Genomic DNA, 15245 nt, shown 5'->3' with positions numbered 1-15245 from the left:
GCACGGGAATGCGCGCAGCCGGGTCGTTCCCGAGCCTAAGGGGATTCCAGGAACGCATTCTTGCCCATTTCCGGCGGAAATGTGCGTCCGCACCTGTGGCGCGCAACGGACCGACCCGCCGACGCATTTCTCGTGCTTCGACACACGTCCGACGGCCGGGAGGCGCGTGGTGCGCCCGCCACCGTCCTGCCGGCCGGAGGGACGTGCGCGACGCGGTCGCGCCGTCAGTCCGTCGCGCCCCGCGGCGGCTCCACGAGCAGCCCGACCCGGTCCGCGAGGTAGTCGTCGAGCGGCACGGCAGCGCCGGCGGCCGGGGACCAGCGGACGAGCGGGACACCGTCGGCGACGAACAGCACGGCGTCCGACCCGACGAGCGTCGCGTCGAGGGGGATCGGCGTCGCGCCGTGGTTCACGGTGTCGCCGGCACCGAAGTGCCCCTTCGCCGCCGCCGCCCGGTAGGCCCGCCGAACCTCGGCGGACACCGACTGGAACTGCGCCCGCCCGGGATCGGTGACCCGGGTGATCGACCCGGTCGCCCAGACCCGACCGCCGGTCTCGACCGAGGCGCCGATCAGCAGCGCACCGACCCGCCACACGCGGCCGAGCGACCGCATCGTCGGCTCCCGCCGGATCCCGAGCACGGCCTTCGGCTCGACGTACTCGCCGAGGGCCTCGTCGGGCACGCCGGCGGCCCGGAGCGTCCGCGCGGCGTCGTCGAGGAGCGCCCTCGCCCGTTCCACACCGTCCGTCACACCGTCCGTCACGTCACCCGAGCGTAGCCCGGTGCGCGCCGCGCGACCGGTTCGGGTGCCCCGATCGCCGACCGCGGCGACGGACCGCGCTGACGGTCCCGATCGTCACCATCACCGCGCCGTACGCCAGGAGCACGCCGGCGATCGCGGGGACGAGCCACGCGCGCGACCCGTTCACCAGCTGGTTGACGAGTCCGACGTCCGGCAGGCTGTACCAGACGACGCCGCGGACCTGTGCGGCCGTGACGGGGGCCGGGTCGGCCAGTGCGTTGTTGTCGCCCTTGAGCACGAACGTCCGCGACCCGTCGGACGACGACGCGACGGACACCACCCGGTGGCTGATCACCGCGGGCTGGCCGGCGGTGATCTGGTAGGTCACGACGTCCCCGATGCGGATGTCCTCGACCGGGGTGGGCCGGACGACGAGCAGCGTGCCCGGGGGCAGCGTCGGCTCCATGGACTGGGTCAGCACCGTGAGCGGGGTCGACCCGGTGGCCTTCGGCACGACGATGAGGACGACGGCGAGCCCCACGACGAGGGCGAGCAGTCCGGTGCTCAGGCCGAGGCCGACGGCGCGCAGGACGGCGCGGGTGCTCACGCTCCGCACCGGACGGCCTTCCCGTTGTTCTGGGTGAAGAGGGTGATCGAGCCGGACGCGACGACGGTGCTCGTCGGGTTGCCCGCGCTGTCGAGGATCTTCACCGTGACGGTCACCGGTCCGCTGGTGGCGGTGTTCGCCGGGATCTGGTCCGGTGCCAGGGTGAACCGGCCGTAGTAGTCCTGCTCCTTCTGGCCGACCATCGTCGAGGCGTCCGGGCCGACGAACGCCCCGTACCAGGTGTCCTTCGGGCGGCTCGAGGTCGGCCACGCGATCTCGACGTAGGTGCCGCTGTGGTCGGTGCACGTGAAGGCCGGGGCAGACGCCGAGGTGTTCAGGTAGAAGCCGCCCTGCACGACGCCGGAGGTCCAGCTGCCGGTCGTGACGGTGAGGTTCACGGTCACGTTCGTCGTCGTGGACGCCGGGGCGGTGGACCTCGGGGTGCTCCGGGTGCACCAGACCGCACCGGCACCCGCCGCGAGCTTCGACGTCATGCTCGGCAGGGCGGCCCACGTCCCGGAGACGGACCCCGTGCCGACCGACGACGAGTCCGTGCACGCCGACGTCGAGGCGACCGGCCACGCCACGACGTCCACGGACTGCGCGAGTGCGGTCGAGCTGCCGGCGACGACGGAGACGGTCGTGGTCGCGGTGCCGGCGAGCGAGCCGGCGTTCGTGAGCGTGATCGGCTTCGTCATGCCGGGCTGGCTCGACGAGAACGTGGTCGTCATGGCGCTGGTGCCGGTCAGTGCGGCCCCGGTCTTGCCGATGGTCACGCTCGACGCGGTGGTTCCGGTGGCGGTCCAGAGCGCCCAGGCGGCGCTGGAGCCGCCGGCGACGAAGGCCAGTCCGAGCAGCACCGCGAGCAGGCCGCGGAGTCGACGGCTCACGCGGACACCTGCGTCCCGGTGACGGTGAGGGTGAAGTCGGTGACCGCACCGGCGACGGTCTGCGGTGCGTCGGCGTCCAGCACGGTCTCGACGCAGCCGACGGCGCTCGCCCCGGCGGCGAGCGTGAAGGAGCTGCTGCCGGTGTCGAACGCGGCGAGTCGACCGCTCGCACCGGCGAGGCCCGCGCGGCAGTCGGTGGGCGCGCCGACGACGGAGAGCCGGAGCGTGAGCTCGTCGAGGACGGCGGTGGTCGTCGCGTTCGTGGCGTAGGACACCTTCGTCGCGGTGGTCGCGACGCGCATCGACAGCGGGACGGACCCGGTGTTCCGCACCGTGAACGTGCCGGTCGTGCCGGTGCCCGGGCCGAGGACGGCGGTGTTCATGGCGGAGAGCGGTCCGGTGGCGATGGTCGCGGTGCCGGACCGCACGGTGGAGGCCGTGGTGCTCGCCGTGCCGTTCCAGAGCGCGTAGGTGCCACCGGTGCCGAGCAGAGCCGTCACGACCGCGACGACCAGGGCCGTGACGGTCGGCCAGATCCACCGGGGACGACGCGGCGCGCGGTGCCGCGCGGTCGTCCTCGGTGTGCTGGTCATGGCCGTCCCCTGGTCGTCGTGGTCGTTCGGTGCGGGCCGGGAGGCCCGTGGTCGCGATGGGCGGGCGGGCCGGCCCATCGGCATGGCGCGTCCTCCGGCCGTGGTCGCGATCGGCGGATCAGGGACCCATCGAGACCGCGACCGGAGGACAGCGGGTCAGGAGCCGATCGCGGTCTGCGTCAGCGTGAAGGCGAGGGCGCCGACGTTGAGCGTGCCGCCCTGGCCGGTGGTCGCGGACGACGGCAGCGTGATCGTGAACACGGCCTTGACGGTCGAGGTCGCCGCCGAGGGGGAGACGACGAAGGTGTTCGGGTTCGACGTGGACTGCACGACGGACGCGCTGGACGAGGTCACCGCGAGGGTCTTCGTCGTCGCCGCGAGCAGCGCCGAGTCGCCGGTGATGCTCTGGCTCGCGTAGGTGAGGTTGGCCTTGAGGTCCTGGCCGGTCGCACCGATGGTGAGCGTCTGGGTGAACTGGTACGTGTTGCCCGGCACCATGAGGGCGCTCGCCGGGTTGATCGTCGCCGAGCGGCCGTTCGTGATGTCCGTCCAGACGCCGTCGTTGTTGGCGCTGAGCGTCAGCGAGCCGGAGCTGACCGAGGCCGCCGCGGTGCTGGCGTTGGCGTTCCAGAGGGCGAAGGTGCCCGCGCCGCCGAGCAGGAGGGCGACGCCGGCGGCGCCGGCGATGGCACCGGTCACGATCTTGTGCATGGGGAGTCCGTTTCTGCGCGTTCGGGCGCGCGGCGACCACCGGCTGTGCCGATGGGACGATGTCATCGACCCCTGGTTCGCGGGGTCGCGGCTGACCGGTGCCGGAGAACGGTCGCCGGGCTCTGCGGCGTGACACGTCGCGGCGGGCTGGACTCGCTCTGCTGACGACGCTACCCGTCCCCCAAAGTGCGGACAAGCGGAAACATGCGTCCGAATGGACCCAGTCCGGGGGTCATTTTAGTCCCCGGTAGTGCGGACACGGTTTGTACCCCGATGGTGTGGGGGTGGTCCGCGGAATGTCGACCGCGCCCGTACCGTTGCACCGGGCGGAGACGAGGAGGGCCCATGGGCATCGTGCGGTGGCTGTTCGACGCGCAGCTCGTCATCGGCGACCAGACCGTGCTCTGGCGCGAGGTGATCGGCAACGTGTTCGGCCTGCTCAGCGCGCTCGGTGGCATGCGCCGCAAGGTCTGGGCCTGGCCCGTCGGCATCGTCGGCAACGCCCTCCTCTTCACGGTGTTCATGGGGGCGCTCTTCGACACCCCGAACCCGGTGAACCTGCTCGGCCAGGCCGGGCGCCAGGTGATGTTCATCATCGTGAGCGTCTACGGCTGGTACCGGTGGACGCACCGCCCCGACGACGCGACCACCGTGATCGAGCCGCGCTGGGCCTCCTGGCGGACCCGCGGACTGCTGGTCCTCGTCATGGTGGGCGGGACCGCGGTGCTGACCCCGATCTTCCGCGCCCTCGGCTCCTACGAGCCGGTCTGGAGCGACGCCTGGATCTTCGTGGGCTCGCTGCTCGCGACGTACGGCATGGCGAAGGGCTGGGTCGAGTTCTGGCTCGTCTGGGTGGCCGTCGACCTGGTGGGGGTGCCGCTGCTCTTCTCCGCCGGGTACTACGCGTCCGGGCTGATGTACGTCTTCTACGGCGTCTTCACCCTGACCGGGTTCTTCGTCTGGATGAAGCAGCGCACGAAGCCGTCTGCGGCACCGGTCACCGTCGGCTGAGCACCCGGAGCGCGCGGCCCCCGCTCTGGGAGGGGACAACGCGCACCGGATGCGATGAGATGTCCGGATGGGACACGACCACGACGCAGCGTTCGAGGACGAGCAGTCGCTCGCCGAGCGCATCGTCCGCGGAGCCATCCGCGCCTACCGGCTGCACCCCTTCGACAGTGTGGACGCGGGGGTCGTCGCCGAGGTCGCCGGCATCCACGAGGACGTCGTCCGACGGCTCTTCCCGACCTGGGACGCGTTGCTGCTCGTGACGTACGACCGATGGACGCAGCTCCGCGGGACCCGGCGCACGAAGCAGCCGACGTGCACGCTCGACCACGTCCGGATGACGCTCGCCGAGGACGTCGCCGACCCGGGCCTCGTCCGGGTGCTCGCCGGCGTGATCACGATCGCCGCCGCTGACACCGGGTTCGCCGAGCTGTTCCGCAAGCGCTTCGAGGAGTACGTCGAACAGCTCTCGACCGGACTCGAACGCGACGTCGAGGTCGGCAGCGAGCGACTGGCGATCCCCGCCCACCAGGCCGCGACCCAGCTGCTCGCCGTGTACGAGGGGCTGCAGATCCAGATGCTCGTGCGCCCCCACATCGACGTGCTCGTCGAGTTCGACCGGTCGGTGCGGACCCTCCGTCAGGGCTGGCGCGAGCGCGCGGTGCCGGCCTGGGACCTCGACGAGGTCGTCCTCACGAGCTAGGTCGACCCCGCCGCCACGAGGCGATCTGCCGCATCGTCACCTTCGACCCGTACTGGGCGACCGAGTGCCGGAACAGGTACTGCGCGAACCAGAGCAGCAGCGCGGCGACGACGAACACCTCGACGATGCACACCACCGACTCGACGACGCTGAGCGACCCGACCGCGTTCCGCACCATCGCGGTGATCGGCGTGAACGTCGGGAAGTACGTGAAGAACCCGGCGATCGGCGACGTCGGGGTGGTCATCACGAAGAAGGCCGCGTACAGCGGGATGATCAACGAGAAGATCGCCACCGACTGCAGCGCCGAGGCGTCCTTGATCGACGGCACCGCGGCGCCGACGGCCACGAACAGCGCCGAGGCCAGCAGCACGCCGCCGATCAGCAGCAGTGCGCCGACGAGCATCCGCCACGGGTCGACGACCAGTCCGCCGAGGCGCGACGCGACCAGGGGCAGCGCCACGAGGAGCCCGACCAGGCCCGGCACGAGGAACACCCCGATCTGCACGAAGGCGACCAGCAGCATCGCGATGACCTTGCCGCGGATGAGGTCCCCGGCGGTCACCGCGGTGAGGATCATCTCGGAGATCCGGTTCTCCTTCTCCTCGACGACGACCGTCACCATGCGGGTGGCGAGCAGGATGACGAGGCCGAAGAACGCGGCGACGTAGAGGAACGGCGGCACGATCGACAGCCACCCCGGGGCGACCCGGCCGTCCGCGTAGGTCGTCAGGTCGGTGTCCGGTGGGGTCCGGAGCAGCTGCACGGACTCGGGGTCGTCGACCTTCGCGGCGACGCTCTGCTCGAGCACCCGTGCGGCGAGCGACGAGTAGCCGCCGTTGCCGAACAGCCCACGGTCGGTGGCCTCGACCCGGATGGGTGTCGAGGAGGGTGACTCGGGGAACTCGATGAACGCGTCGAGCGCACCCGAGCGGACGGCCGCTCGGTCGCGCGCGGCGTCGGTGGACGGGGACCCGCCCCACTTCTTCGCGACGGACTGGGACACGAGCCCGGAGTGATCGACGTACCGGAAGGGGGTCTTCGACGCCGAGGCGCTGGACGTGACCGAGTCGGTCCCGGCGGTCTGTCCGACACCGACGAGCAACGAGACGACGACGATCACGACCGGCAGCGCGAGCGTGCCGATCCAGAACGCGGGCTTCTTCACCGCGCGGACGAACTCGAACCGGACGACGGTCCCGAGGCGGCTCACGCGACGACCCCCGGCGCTGCCGGCGCTGCCGACTCGGCCGTGAGGGCGTCGTGCCCGTACACCTGCACGAAGATCTCGTCGAGCGGGATCCGACGCATCTCGAAGGCCGTGACGTGCACCCCTGCCGACACGAGGGACGCCAGGATGTCCGAGCCGTCCGGCGCGGCGTCCGGCATCGGGACGAGGTACGCGACGTGTCCCTCGTGCCGCGCCAGCCGGTAGAGCGGGGACTGCGGCACCGGTCCGTCGAGGCCGACCCGCGCGACCGCACCGCCGAAGGCGTCCTGCACGTCGGGGATCGAGCCGTACGCGGCGGCGGTGCCGTCCTTCAGCAGCAGGATCCGGTCGCACAGTCGTTCGACCTCGTCCATGTGGTGCGTCACGAGGACGACGGTGGCGCCGTCGGCCTTGCGTTCGTCGACGAGGTCGAGGAGCAGTCGACGGTTCACCGGGTCGAGGCCCTTCGTCGGCTCGTCGAGGATGAGCAGTCGTGGCCGGTCCATGATCGTGATGCCGAGCTGCACCTTCTGCTGCTGGCCGCCGGAGAGCTTGTCGACCCGCAGCTTCGCACGGTCCGCCAGGCCGACCCGGGCGAGGTACTCCATGCTCCACGCCGTCGCCTCGGGCCCTCGCAGGCCGCGGAGCCGACCGAAGTACGTCATCACGTCGATGACGGACTCCTTGCGGTAGAGCCCGCGCTCCTCGGGGAGGTAGCCGATGCCGCCGGTCGCGGGCTTGTACTGGTGGCCGTCGATCGTCAGCGTGCCGGTGGTCGGGGTCGTGATGCCGAGCAGGGCACGGATCGTGGTGGTCTTGCCGGAGCCGTTGCTGCCGAGCAGGCCGAAGGTCTCACCCGGTGCGACGTCGAACGACAGCCGGTCGACCACCGTGCGGTCGCCGAAGCGCATGACGAAGTCCTGCACGCTGATGCTCGCCCCACTCATGCCGCCGACCCTACCGGCGAACCCCTGACGGCCCGGGTGGCGACCGCTTGACGGACTGGAGGCGCGGTGCCTGCCCGCACCGCGCCTCCAGTCCGCCTGCTGGTCCCGTCAGGAACGCAACCAGGCGGTCCCCACACCCGACAGGGCGCCGTCTGCCACCGGCGCCGAGGCGAGCAGCAGCTCGCCGGAGGGGAGGTCGTACGGCTCGTCGCCGAACACCGTGACGCTCGTCCAGCCGTTCGGCCGACGGAAGGCGAGCACGTCGTCGCGTCCGGTCTCGAGCCACTCGAGGTGCTCCTCGGACTGCAGCTGCCCACGCAGACCGAGGGCCTTCCGGTACAGGTTCAGGGTCGAGTCGGGGTCGGCGTCCTCGGCCTCGACCGACACCTCGGCGAACCACGCCGGCTGCGGCAGGTGCGAGCCGCCGGGCCCGAAGCCGAAGCTCTCGCCGGACGTGGTCCACGGGAGCGGCACCCGGCAGCCGTCACGCCCGACGTCGACGCCCGGGTTCCGGAAGAACGCCGGGTCCTGACGGTCGGTGTCGGGGATGTCGCCGACCTCGTGCAGCCCGAGCTCCTCGCCCTGGTACAGGTACGCGGAGCCGGGCAGGGCGAGTTCGAGCAGCGTCGCGGCCTGCGCACGCCGGAGGCCGAGCGCGCGGTCGAGGTCGTCCGGGTCGCCGCCGGCGAGCAGCCACGCGCCGCCCTGCTTCTGCGGGTCGCCGTCCCGCGCCGGGAGGGCGTAGCGAGTGGCGTGCCGCACGACGTCGTGGTTCGAGAACACCCACGTGGTCGACGAGCCGGACTGCTCGGCCAGTCCGAGGTTGAACTCGATGATGGTCCGGAACTGGCCGGCGTCGAAGTCGGCCTCGAGCAGGTCGAAGTTGAACGCCTGTCCGAGGCCCTTGGCGCTGGCGTACCGCGCCCGGCGGTCGGCGGGGACCCACGCCTCGGCGACCGCGGTGCGGGCCGGGGTGTACTCGTCGAAGACCTTCCGCCACTCGGCGTAGATCTCGTGCACGTCGTCGCGGTCCCACAGGATGTGCGACCCGTCCTTCGGTGCCGCGTTCACCTCGGCCCAGGTCGGCAGCTCGCCGGCGGGCAGGTCCTTCGCCAGGCCGTGGGCGACGTCGATGCGGAACCCGTCGACGCCGCGGTCGGACCAGAAGCGCAGCGTGTGCAGGAAGTCGTCGCGGACCTCGCGGTTCGCCCAGTTCAGGTCGGGCTGCTCCGCCGCGAAGTTGTGCAGGTACCACTGGCCGTCGCCGACCGCGGTCCACGCGGGGCCGCCGAAGATCGACACCCAGTCGGCAGGTGCTTCCGACCCGTCGGGGCCGGTGCCGTCGCGGAACACGTACCGGTCGCGCGCGGGGGAGCCCTTCGCCGACGCCAGTGCCTCGCGGAACCACTCGTGCCGGTCGCTCGTGTGGTTCGGCACCACGTCGACGATCACGCGGATGCCGGCACCGTGCAGCGCTGCGACCATGTCGTCGAAGTGCTGCAGCGTGCCGAGGCGCGGGTCGACGTCCCGGTAGTCGTCGACGTCGTAGCCGCCGTCGGCGAGCGCGGACGGGTAGAACGGGCTGAGCCAGACCGCCTCGATGCCGAGCGACGCCAGGTACGGGACCTTCGCGGTGATGCCAGGGAGGTCGCCGATGCCGTCGCCGTTCGCGTCCGCGAAGGAGCGCGGGTAGATCTGGTAGACGCTCGCCTGGCGCCACCAGGTCTCGTCGGTGGTGGGGGTGGCGGGCTGGACGAGGGTGTCGGTCACGGGGTCCTCTCAGGGATGCGGATGGCTGTCGTGGTGGTCGTGGCTGTGGTGATGGTCGCGGTGCCGGTCACTTGATGGCGCCCTGCGTCACCCCGGCCATCACCCAGCGCTGGGTGATCAGGTAGACGATGATCGCCGGTGCCATCGCCATCAGGTACGAGGCGAACGACACGTTGTAGTTGTTGCTGAACTGGGTCTGGAACATCTGCTGCAGCACTGGCAGGGTCTGCAGCGCCGGGTTCGAGGTGATCAGGGAGGGCATCACGAAGTCGTTCCAGGACGCCAGGAACGCGAAGATGCCGACCGTGGCGCTCATCGGCGCGAGGAGCGGGAACACCAGCCGCCAGAACACCTGGCCCGTGCTCGCGCCGTCGATGCGGGCGCTCTCCTCGAGCTCGGCCGGGATCGACCGCAGGAACGCGGTGAAGAGCAGCACGCTGAAGGACAGCTGGAACATGACGTGCAGGATCGCGACGCCGAACGGGTTGTCGAGCCCCGCCAGGCCGGTGAGCTTCACCTGCGACAGCGCGAGCACCGGGAAGGGCAGGAACATCGCGGCGAGCAGGTAGAAGAACGACCAGCGGAAGAGCCGGCGGTCCCAGTTGCGCGCGATCGCGAACGCCGTGAACGAGGCGAGCAGGATCGTCCCGACGACGGTGATCGCCGCGACGAGCACCGAGACGCCGAACGCCCGCGGGAAGTCGGTCAGCTGCCAGGCCTGCACGAAGCCGTCGACGCTGAACGGCGCCGGCAGTGAGAACGCGTTGCCGTCGACCGACTGCGCGGTGGTCTTGAACGCCATGGTCACGGTGACGTACAGCGGGACGAGCACCGAGAGGGCGCAGAGCACGAGGACGACCGTCACGGGCCAGTTGGACCGGCCGCCGCGGCGGGCTGCGGTTCGGTCGGCGTCGACCGAGCGGATGCTGCCGGTCTTCGTCGTCCCGGGGTTCAGGGGTGCCTGGATGGTCATCAGAGCGCTGCCTTCCCGCGGGTGGCCCGCAGCTGGATCACGGCGATGACGACCGCGATGACGAAGAAGATCGTGGCGTTCGCCATCTGGTAGGCGTAGTCGCCGCCGTTGAAGCCCTTGAAGATGGACATCGCGACGCTGGTGGTCGAGGTGCCCGGGCCGCCGTCGGTGAGGCCGACGATGATGTCGTACGAGTTCAGGAAGTTCTTGAACCCGATCACGAGGTTGATGAGGATGTAGCCCGCGGTCAGCGGTGCCGTGATCGAGACGAGCTGGCGCCACGAGCTCGCGCCGTCGAGTGCCGCCGCCTCGTACACCTCGCCCGGGATCGACAGGACGCCGGCGATGTAGATGAGGAGCGTCGACGGGATCGCCTGCCACGCGGTCACGATCACGATCGCGACCCACGCCAGGTCGGGGTTCGCCAGGATGCTCTGCTCGAGCGGCGCGAAGCCGAGCGCGGTCGCCAGGGCCGGCAGACTGTTCGCGAACAGGAACGAGAACACGTAGGCGATGACGATGCCCGAGATCACCATCGGCAGGACGAACACCGCTCGGAGGGCGATCTTCCCGCGGACCTTCGACGTCAGGGCGATGGCGAGCAGGAACGCGACCGCGTTCACCACGACGACGGTCACGAGCGAGAACCCGATCGTGAACAGGTACGCCTGCAGGATCGCGGGGTCGGAGAACACCGCGACGTAGTTCGTCAGGCCGGTGAAGCGGAACTCGCCGAAGCCGACGGAGTCGGTGAAGCTCAGCACGATGCCCATCACCGCGGGGAGCGTGATGGCGAGCGTGAACAGCAGGAGGGTGGGGATGAGGAAGACGAGGAAGAGCGGGTCGACGCGGCTGCGCCCGGTGCGCTGGCCGGCTCCTCGTCCGGACTGGAGGCGCGGTGCGGCTCCGCCCCGTCGGCGGCTTCCCGCCGTCGTGACGGATTCAGTGGTCGTGGTGGCCAAGGTGTCGTCTCCTTACGCGGCCGAGCGGAGCGCGAGACGCGCCCAGTCGCCGTCGAGGGTGCGGAGTTGCGGAGCAGGGGCACCGCCGAAGGCGATGGACTGCAGGTAGTTCGCCACCGGGATCTCGGCGGGGATGAGCTGCGAGGCGCCGAGGAAGAAGTTCGCTCGGTCGTACGAGTCCTGCATGCCGCGGAGCGCAGGGTTCGACACGGGTGGGGAGTCCTTCCGGACGCCGAACCCGTTGTTGTCGGCGTTGTACTTGTCGTTCACCGCCGGGCTCATCAGGAACGACAGGAACTCACGCGCGGCCTCCTGCTTGCGGGACTGCTCGGGGATCCACAGTCCGAGGTCGACGTTGACCCGCACCTTGTTCGCCGCGGCGTCGTCGGTCGCGGGGAACGGGAACGTCCCGAGGGCGAGGTCCTTGTTCGTCTTCGCGATCTCGCCGAGCGCCCACGGCCCCTGGAGGTACATCGCGGCCTTCCCCTGCGCGAACGCGAGGTTCCCGTCGCCGTACCCACGGCTGGCGGCGCCCTTCTGGTGCCACTGGAGCAGGTCCACCATGCGGTCCACCGGGGCTGCGAAGTCCTTCTCGAACGAGACGCGGGAGCCCGAGCCGACCTTCGTGCCCTCGCGGTCGAGCGCCGCGAAGGTCGACTGCAGGTCGAGCATGCCGCCCACCGAGTAGTCGAACATGCCCTGGGCGATCGTCCAGTTGTCCTTGTAGGTGCCGTACATCGGCGTGATCCCGGCCTTCGTGAGCCGTTCGCACACGTCCTGGAACTCGCTCCAGGTGGTCGGCACGGTGATGCCCTGGTCGGCGAAGACCTGCTTGTTGTAGATCACCGACGCGGCGGTCACCGAGTAGGGCAGGACGCTCGTGCGGCCCGGGTAGTCCGCGGTCTGCTGCATGAGCGGCCACAGGTCCGGGTTGATCGTGTCCTTCTCGGGCAGGTCCGACAGGTCGGTCAGTGCACCGTGCTCGACGAACGACACCATCGCGTAGTTGTAGTTCAGGCACCCGAGGTCCGGCGGCCGGTTCCGGACGAAGTTCGCGGACATGTTCGACGTCGAGTCCCGGACGACCCGGATCTTCGACTGGCTGTCGTGGAACTTCGCGATGACGTCGTCGAAGTAGCCGATGACCTCGGGCTTCGACACGTAGAACGTGATCGTCTCGGGGCGGCTGCTCGAGGACCCGAGCGGTGCGCACCCGGCGAGGGCGAGCCCTGCGCCGATGCCGCCCGCGCCGAGCAGGAACCCGCGGCGGCTGACCGCACCGGCGCTCCTGGTGGTGGCGTGTTCCTGCACGTCGTCTCCATCCGTCCGGACCCGGCGTCCCTGCCGTTCCGGATCGCGGGGCGGCTCCGGTGCCGCCCGCAGGACTAAATCTAGCGAGAAAATCTAATTACGCAAGGAAGTGTCCGCGCGATAGGGTCACGGTCATGCCGCCGCACCGTGGAACGAGCGCCGAGACGCTGCTGGCGTACGCCTTCGCGGTCCGTGCCTTCACCGCGACCGAGGCGATCGACGGCACCGGCCTGACCCGCTCGACGATCCTCGGGACCTGCGAGGAACTCGTCCGTCTCGGGTGGCTCCACGAACTCGACGACGCGCGGGCGGCGGGGGAGTACCGGATGGGGCGTCCCGCGCGACGCTACGAGCTCGACACCAGGGCGGGCATCGTCGTCGGGGTCGACGCCGGGCAGCACCGGGTGACCGCGTTCGTCGCCGACCTGCGCGGGACCGTCCTCGGCCGTGCCTCCGCGACGCTCGGCGGGTCCGGCCTCGACGTCCCCGTGCGGCTCCGGGTCCTCGGCGAGACCGTCGCCGCCGCGCTCGCGGACGCCGCGGTCGACCCGGCGCGCGTCCTCGTGACCGTCGTCGGCATCCCGGCGCCCGTGGACGCCGGCGGGGCCTCACCCGGGGACGGCGGCTTCTGGGACCGGATGAACCCCGGGTTCGCGGGCAGTGTCCCGCACGGTCGGGTCCTCGTCGAGAACGACGCCAACCTCGCCGCGCTCGCCGAACGGCCGTCCTCGGGCGCAGCGTCCTTCGCCGCACTCCTGTCCGGCGAACGGTTCGGTGCCGGCCTCGTCGTCGACGGCGTGCTGCTCCGCGGTGCCCACGGTGGTGCCGGGGAGATGCGCGTGCTCGAGCTCGTCGAGGGCGTCGGCTCGTCGGACGGGATCGGGGCGACGGCGAGGACCCTGGTGGCCGAGGCGGTCACCGCCGGTCGGGTCCGATCCGGCAGCCCGCTCGCCGCGGACGAGGTCGACGCCGCCACCGTGTTCCGCGCCGCACGCGGCGGGGACGCGCAGGCGACGGCGATCGTCGAGCGTCTCGGCGACCGCCTCGCCCGGGTGTGCGTCCTCCTCGCGAGCCTGCTCGACATCGACCGTGTCGTCGTCGCCGGTGCCATCGCTGAGCCCGCCGCCGCCGTCATCGAACGCGCCCGCGCGCTGCTCGACGACGGGCACTTCGACCCCGTCCCGGAGATCGTCGCGTCGTCGCTCGGAGCCGACGTCGTCGTGATCGGGGCGGTCGCGCACGCCGTCGACGCCGTCCGCGACGACCCGCTGTCCTTCCCCCTGTCGAGCCGTCGCGGGGTGGACCGGTGACCCGGGCGTGTCGGTGACCGGCTCGGCCGGGCACTGGAACCACAACACGCACTTCCACGGCCGCGTGCTGGCAGCCGTGCCGCCCGGCGCGCGGACGGCCCTCGACGTCGGCACCGCTGCCGATCCTGTTCGTCAACCGCACGACTTCCTGAGCAGAAATGGTCGGGCGCCTTCTGGCGACCCGACCGTTCCTGCTCACGATGTGCCCGTCCAGGGTCCTCCCGGCCGTCATCGGCATGCTCAAAGAAGCGAGAACGGCTCGCACTTGCATCGAGGAGATCGTCATGGACCGCTTCCGGAAGATGCCGTTGCCGGCGCTCCTGCCGATCGTCTTCATCCTGGTCGGGGGGCTGTACTTCGGCCTCGGCGTCGTGTCCGACCCCACCCCGGGCCAGCTCGCCGGGCGGGCGATCGCTGCGCTCGTCTACGCCATCCTCATGACGGTGTTCTTCGGCTTCCTCATCGCGTACCGCCGGCGTCGCGCCGGGGGGACGGAGCAGGCGGCCGCGATCCAGCGCGCGGTACGCAGCGGCGACGTGCCGGCGGGCGTGGACCACGTGGTCTGGTCGCGCGAACTCGAGTCGACGCGGAAGCGGTACCGGAACAACCGTGTCATCGTGCCGGTCATGGCGGTGCTCTTCGGCGCCTTCGCGGTCTGGGCGGCCCTGGCCGTCAGCCCGTTCTGGTGGCTGATCCTCGCGGTCTTCCTCGCGATGTGCGCGTACTCGGTCTGGGAGACCCGTCGCGCACTCCGGAACATCGAGCACCTGCTCGGCGGTCTGCGTGGTACGTGGACGGTCCCGTCCACCGGACCGGCCGGATCCGACGCCTAGGTTCGATCCATGAGGGCCGAGCGCACCGACGAGCAGACGACCGCCGAACACGATCCGTACAGGCGACGCCCCGGCTGGGTCGCTGGCCCGGACGGTCGGACCGACCGGACGACGATGGCAGCGGTCGCCGGCGTCGTTGCGGGCTTCGTCTCCGTGCTCGTACTCGGGTTCGTCCAGGTGCGCGAACCCGTCGCGTTCCCGGTCGCCGTCGTCGTCGGCGTCGTGGTGTGGCTCGTCGTCCGGGCGCGATGGAGACGACGCGAACGACAGGCGGGTCGCTCGCCGGACGCCGTTCCGCATGCCCGTGACCGCGCGATCGCCGAGGCGAACGGCGGTCGACGCTTCTTCGTCGCACCGAACCCCGTCGTCCTGATCGTGATGGGCGGGATCTTCATCGCTGTGGCGGTCGTCCCCGTCACGATCGAGGGGCCGTCCGTGGTCCGGCTCGTCATCTCGATCCTGATCGTCGCCAGCGGTGTCACCTGCATCGTCCAGGGGATCGGCACACTCGTCGTCCGACGTCGGGGTACAGCCCGTCGTGACCGCGGTCGCGCCACCGACAGCTCCCGCTCGAGCGGTACTCCGTGACAGCCGACCGCCCGACTTCCTGAGTAGGAACGGTCGGGTGCGATCGGGCGACCCGACCGTTTCTGCTCACGATGTGCCCGCGACCT

Annotated in this window: 16 protein-coding genes; 5 read left to right on the top strand and 11 right to left on the bottom strand. The window is 70.9% G+C overall.

What is annotated here, in order from left to right; translation table 11 throughout:
• Positions 1-224: 224 nt before the first annotated feature.
• From ACRQ4B_RS15760 to ACRQ4B_RS15740, 5 genes are all read right to left on the bottom strand, one after another.
• Positions 225-764: a hypothetical protein gene (locus tag ACRQ4B_RS15760; protein WP_439692334.1), complete on the bottom strand. Its 540-nt coding sequence runs from the start codon at positions 762-764 to the stop codon at positions 225-227.
• A 1-nt stretch (position 765) separates the two neighbouring features.
• Complete coding sequence (locus tag ACRQ4B_RS15755) at positions 766-1350, bottom strand: signal peptidase I (protein WP_439692333.1); 585 nt, start codon at positions 1348-1350, stop codon at positions 766-768.
• Positions 1347-2240, bottom strand: a complete 894-nt coding sequence (locus tag ACRQ4B_RS15750; RefSeq protein ID WP_439692332.1) for a hypothetical protein — start codon at positions 2238-2240, stop codon at positions 1347-1349. The genes ACRQ4B_RS15755 and ACRQ4B_RS15750 overlap by 4 nt, the downstream gene beginning before the upstream one ends.
• Positions 2237-2833, bottom strand: a complete 597-nt coding sequence (locus tag ACRQ4B_RS15745) for a TasA family protein (protein WP_439692331.1) — start codon at positions 2831-2833, stop codon at positions 2237-2239. Before ACRQ4B_RS15745 ends, ACRQ4B_RS15750 begins: the two co-directional genes overlap by 4 nt.
• A 156-nt stretch (positions 2834-2989) precedes the next feature.
• Positions 2990-3544 carry an alternate-type signal peptide domain-containing protein gene (locus ACRQ4B_RS15740; RefSeq protein WP_439692330.1) on the bottom strand — a complete coding sequence of 185 codons (555 nt, stop codon included), beginning with the start codon at positions 3542-3544 and terminating at the stop codon, positions 2990-2992.
• A gap of 345 nt (positions 3545-3889) precedes the next feature.
• On the opposite strand from ACRQ4B_RS15740, the gene pnuC reads away from it, so the two are divergent.
• Together pnuC and ACRQ4B_RS15730 are read left to right on the top strand one after the other, a co-directional pair.
• The gene (pnuC, locus tag ACRQ4B_RS15735; protein ID WP_439692329.1) at positions 3890-4555 is read left to right on the top strand and encodes a nicotinamide riboside transporter PnuC; all 666 of its coding nucleotides are present in this window, start codon (positions 3890-3892) and stop codon (positions 4553-4555) included.
• 67 nt (positions 4556-4622) lie between these two features.
• Positions 4623-5255, top strand: coding sequence for a TetR family transcriptional regulator C-terminal domain-containing protein (locus tag ACRQ4B_RS15730; protein WP_439692328.1), 633 nt, complete (start codon positions 4623-4625; stop codon positions 5253-5255).
• On the opposite strand, the gene ACRQ4B_RS15725 is transcribed toward ACRQ4B_RS15730, so the two are convergent.
• The 6 genes from ACRQ4B_RS15725 to ACRQ4B_RS15700 form a co-directional block, all read right to left on the bottom strand.
• Complete coding sequence (locus ACRQ4B_RS15725) at positions 5245-6468, bottom strand: ABC transporter permease (RefSeq protein ID WP_439692327.1); 1224 nt, start codon at positions 6466-6468, stop codon at positions 5245-5247. The two genes, ACRQ4B_RS15730 and ACRQ4B_RS15725, sit on opposite strands and share 11 nt — an antisense overlap.
• Positions 6465-7412: an ABC transporter ATP-binding protein gene (locus ACRQ4B_RS15720; RefSeq protein WP_439692326.1), complete on the bottom strand. Its 948-nt coding sequence runs from the start codon at positions 7410-7412 to the stop codon at positions 6465-6467. Before ACRQ4B_RS15720 ends, ACRQ4B_RS15725 begins: the two co-directional genes overlap by 4 nt.
• Before the next feature lie 108 nt (positions 7413-7520).
• Positions 7521-9182 (bottom strand): glycoside hydrolase family 13 protein, encoded by a 1662-nt coding sequence (locus ACRQ4B_RS15715; RefSeq protein ID WP_439692325.1) that lies wholly within the window; start codon positions 9180-9182, stop codon positions 7521-7523.
• Positions 9183-9249: 67 nt separating this feature from the next.
• On the bottom strand, positions 9250-10155 hold the full coding sequence (locus ACRQ4B_RS15710) for a carbohydrate ABC transporter permease (protein ID WP_439692324.1): 906 nt from the start codon (positions 10153-10155) through the stop codon (positions 9250-9252).
• Positions 10155-11117: a carbohydrate ABC transporter permease gene (locus ACRQ4B_RS15705; RefSeq protein WP_439692323.1), complete on the bottom strand. Its 963-nt coding sequence runs from the start codon at positions 11115-11117 to the stop codon at positions 10155-10157. The genes ACRQ4B_RS15710 and ACRQ4B_RS15705 overlap by 1 nt, the downstream gene beginning before the upstream one ends.
• A 12-nt stretch (positions 11118-11129) precedes the next feature.
• Positions 11130-12428, bottom strand: coding sequence for an ABC transporter substrate-binding protein (locus tag ACRQ4B_RS15700; RefSeq protein WP_439692322.1), 1299 nt, complete (start codon positions 12426-12428; stop codon positions 11130-11132).
• A gap of 134 nt (positions 12429-12562) precedes the next feature.
• Between ACRQ4B_RS15700 and ACRQ4B_RS15695 the strand changes: the two genes are divergently transcribed.
• The 3 genes from ACRQ4B_RS15695 to ACRQ4B_RS15685 all read left to right on the top strand — a co-directional run bounded on the left by ACRQ4B_RS15695 (position 12563) and on the right by ACRQ4B_RS15685 (position 15159).
• Positions 12563-13738 (top strand): ROK family protein, encoded by a 1176-nt coding sequence (locus tag ACRQ4B_RS15695; protein ID WP_439692321.1) that lies wholly within the window; start codon positions 12563-12565, stop codon positions 13736-13738.
• A gap of 284 nt (positions 13739-14022) precedes the next feature.
• Positions 14023-14571 carry a hypothetical protein gene (locus ACRQ4B_RS15690; protein ID WP_439692320.1) on the top strand — a complete coding sequence of 183 codons (549 nt, stop codon included), beginning with the start codon at positions 14023-14025 and terminating at the stop codon, positions 14569-14571.
• A gap of 9 nt (positions 14572-14580) precedes the next feature.
• Positions 14581-15159 (top strand): hypothetical protein, encoded by a 579-nt coding sequence (locus tag ACRQ4B_RS15685; RefSeq protein ID WP_439692319.1) that lies wholly within the window; start codon positions 14581-14583, stop codon positions 15157-15159.
• Positions 15160-15245 lie beyond the last annotated feature (86 nt).

This window comes from Curtobacterium sp. SP.BCo, from assembly GCF_051903265.1.
GTDB lineage: Bacteria > Actinomycetota > Actinomycetes > Actinomycetales > Microbacteriaceae > Curtobacterium.
Note: the sequence above shows the minus strand (reverse complement) of the source record. Positions and strands in the feature narration are given on the sequence as shown.

Excerpts from the sequence above, each read along its gene's own strand:
- ACRQ4B_RS15690 (WP_439692320.1), top strand. The coding sequence starts at position 14,023 with ATGGACCGCTTCCGGAAGATGCCGTTGCCGGCGCTCCTGCCGATCGTC.
- ACRQ4B_RS15730 (WP_439692328.1), top strand. The coding sequence starts at position 4,623 with ATGGGACACGACCACGACGCAGCGTTCGAGGACGAGCAGTCGCTCGCC.
- ACRQ4B_RS15720 (WP_439692326.1), bottom strand. The coding sequence starts at position 7,412 with ATGAGTGGGGCGAGCATCAGCGTGCAGGACTTCGTCATGCGCTTCGGC.
- pnuC (WP_439692329.1), top strand. The coding sequence starts at position 3,890 with ATGGGCATCGTGCGGTGGCTGTTCGACGCGCAGCTCGTCATCGGCGAC.
- ACRQ4B_RS15685 (WP_439692319.1), top strand. The coding sequence starts at position 14,581 with ATGAGGGCCGAGCGCACCGACGAGCAGACGACCGCCGAACACGATCCG.
- ACRQ4B_RS15740 (WP_439692330.1), bottom strand. The coding sequence starts at position 3,544 with ATGCACAAGATCGTGACCGGTGCCATCGCCGGCGCCGCCGGCGTCGCC.
- ACRQ4B_RS15695 (WP_439692321.1), top strand. The coding sequence starts at position 12,563 with ATGCCGCCGCACCGTGGAACGAGCGCCGAGACGCTGCTGGCGTACGCC.
- ACRQ4B_RS15745 (WP_439692331.1), bottom strand. The coding sequence starts at position 2,833 with ATGACCAGCACACCGAGGACGACCGCGCGGCACCGCGCGCCGCGTCGT.
- ACRQ4B_RS15710 (WP_439692324.1), bottom strand. The coding sequence starts at position 10,155 with ATGACCATCCAGGCACCCCTGAACCCCGGGACGACGAAGACCGGCAGC.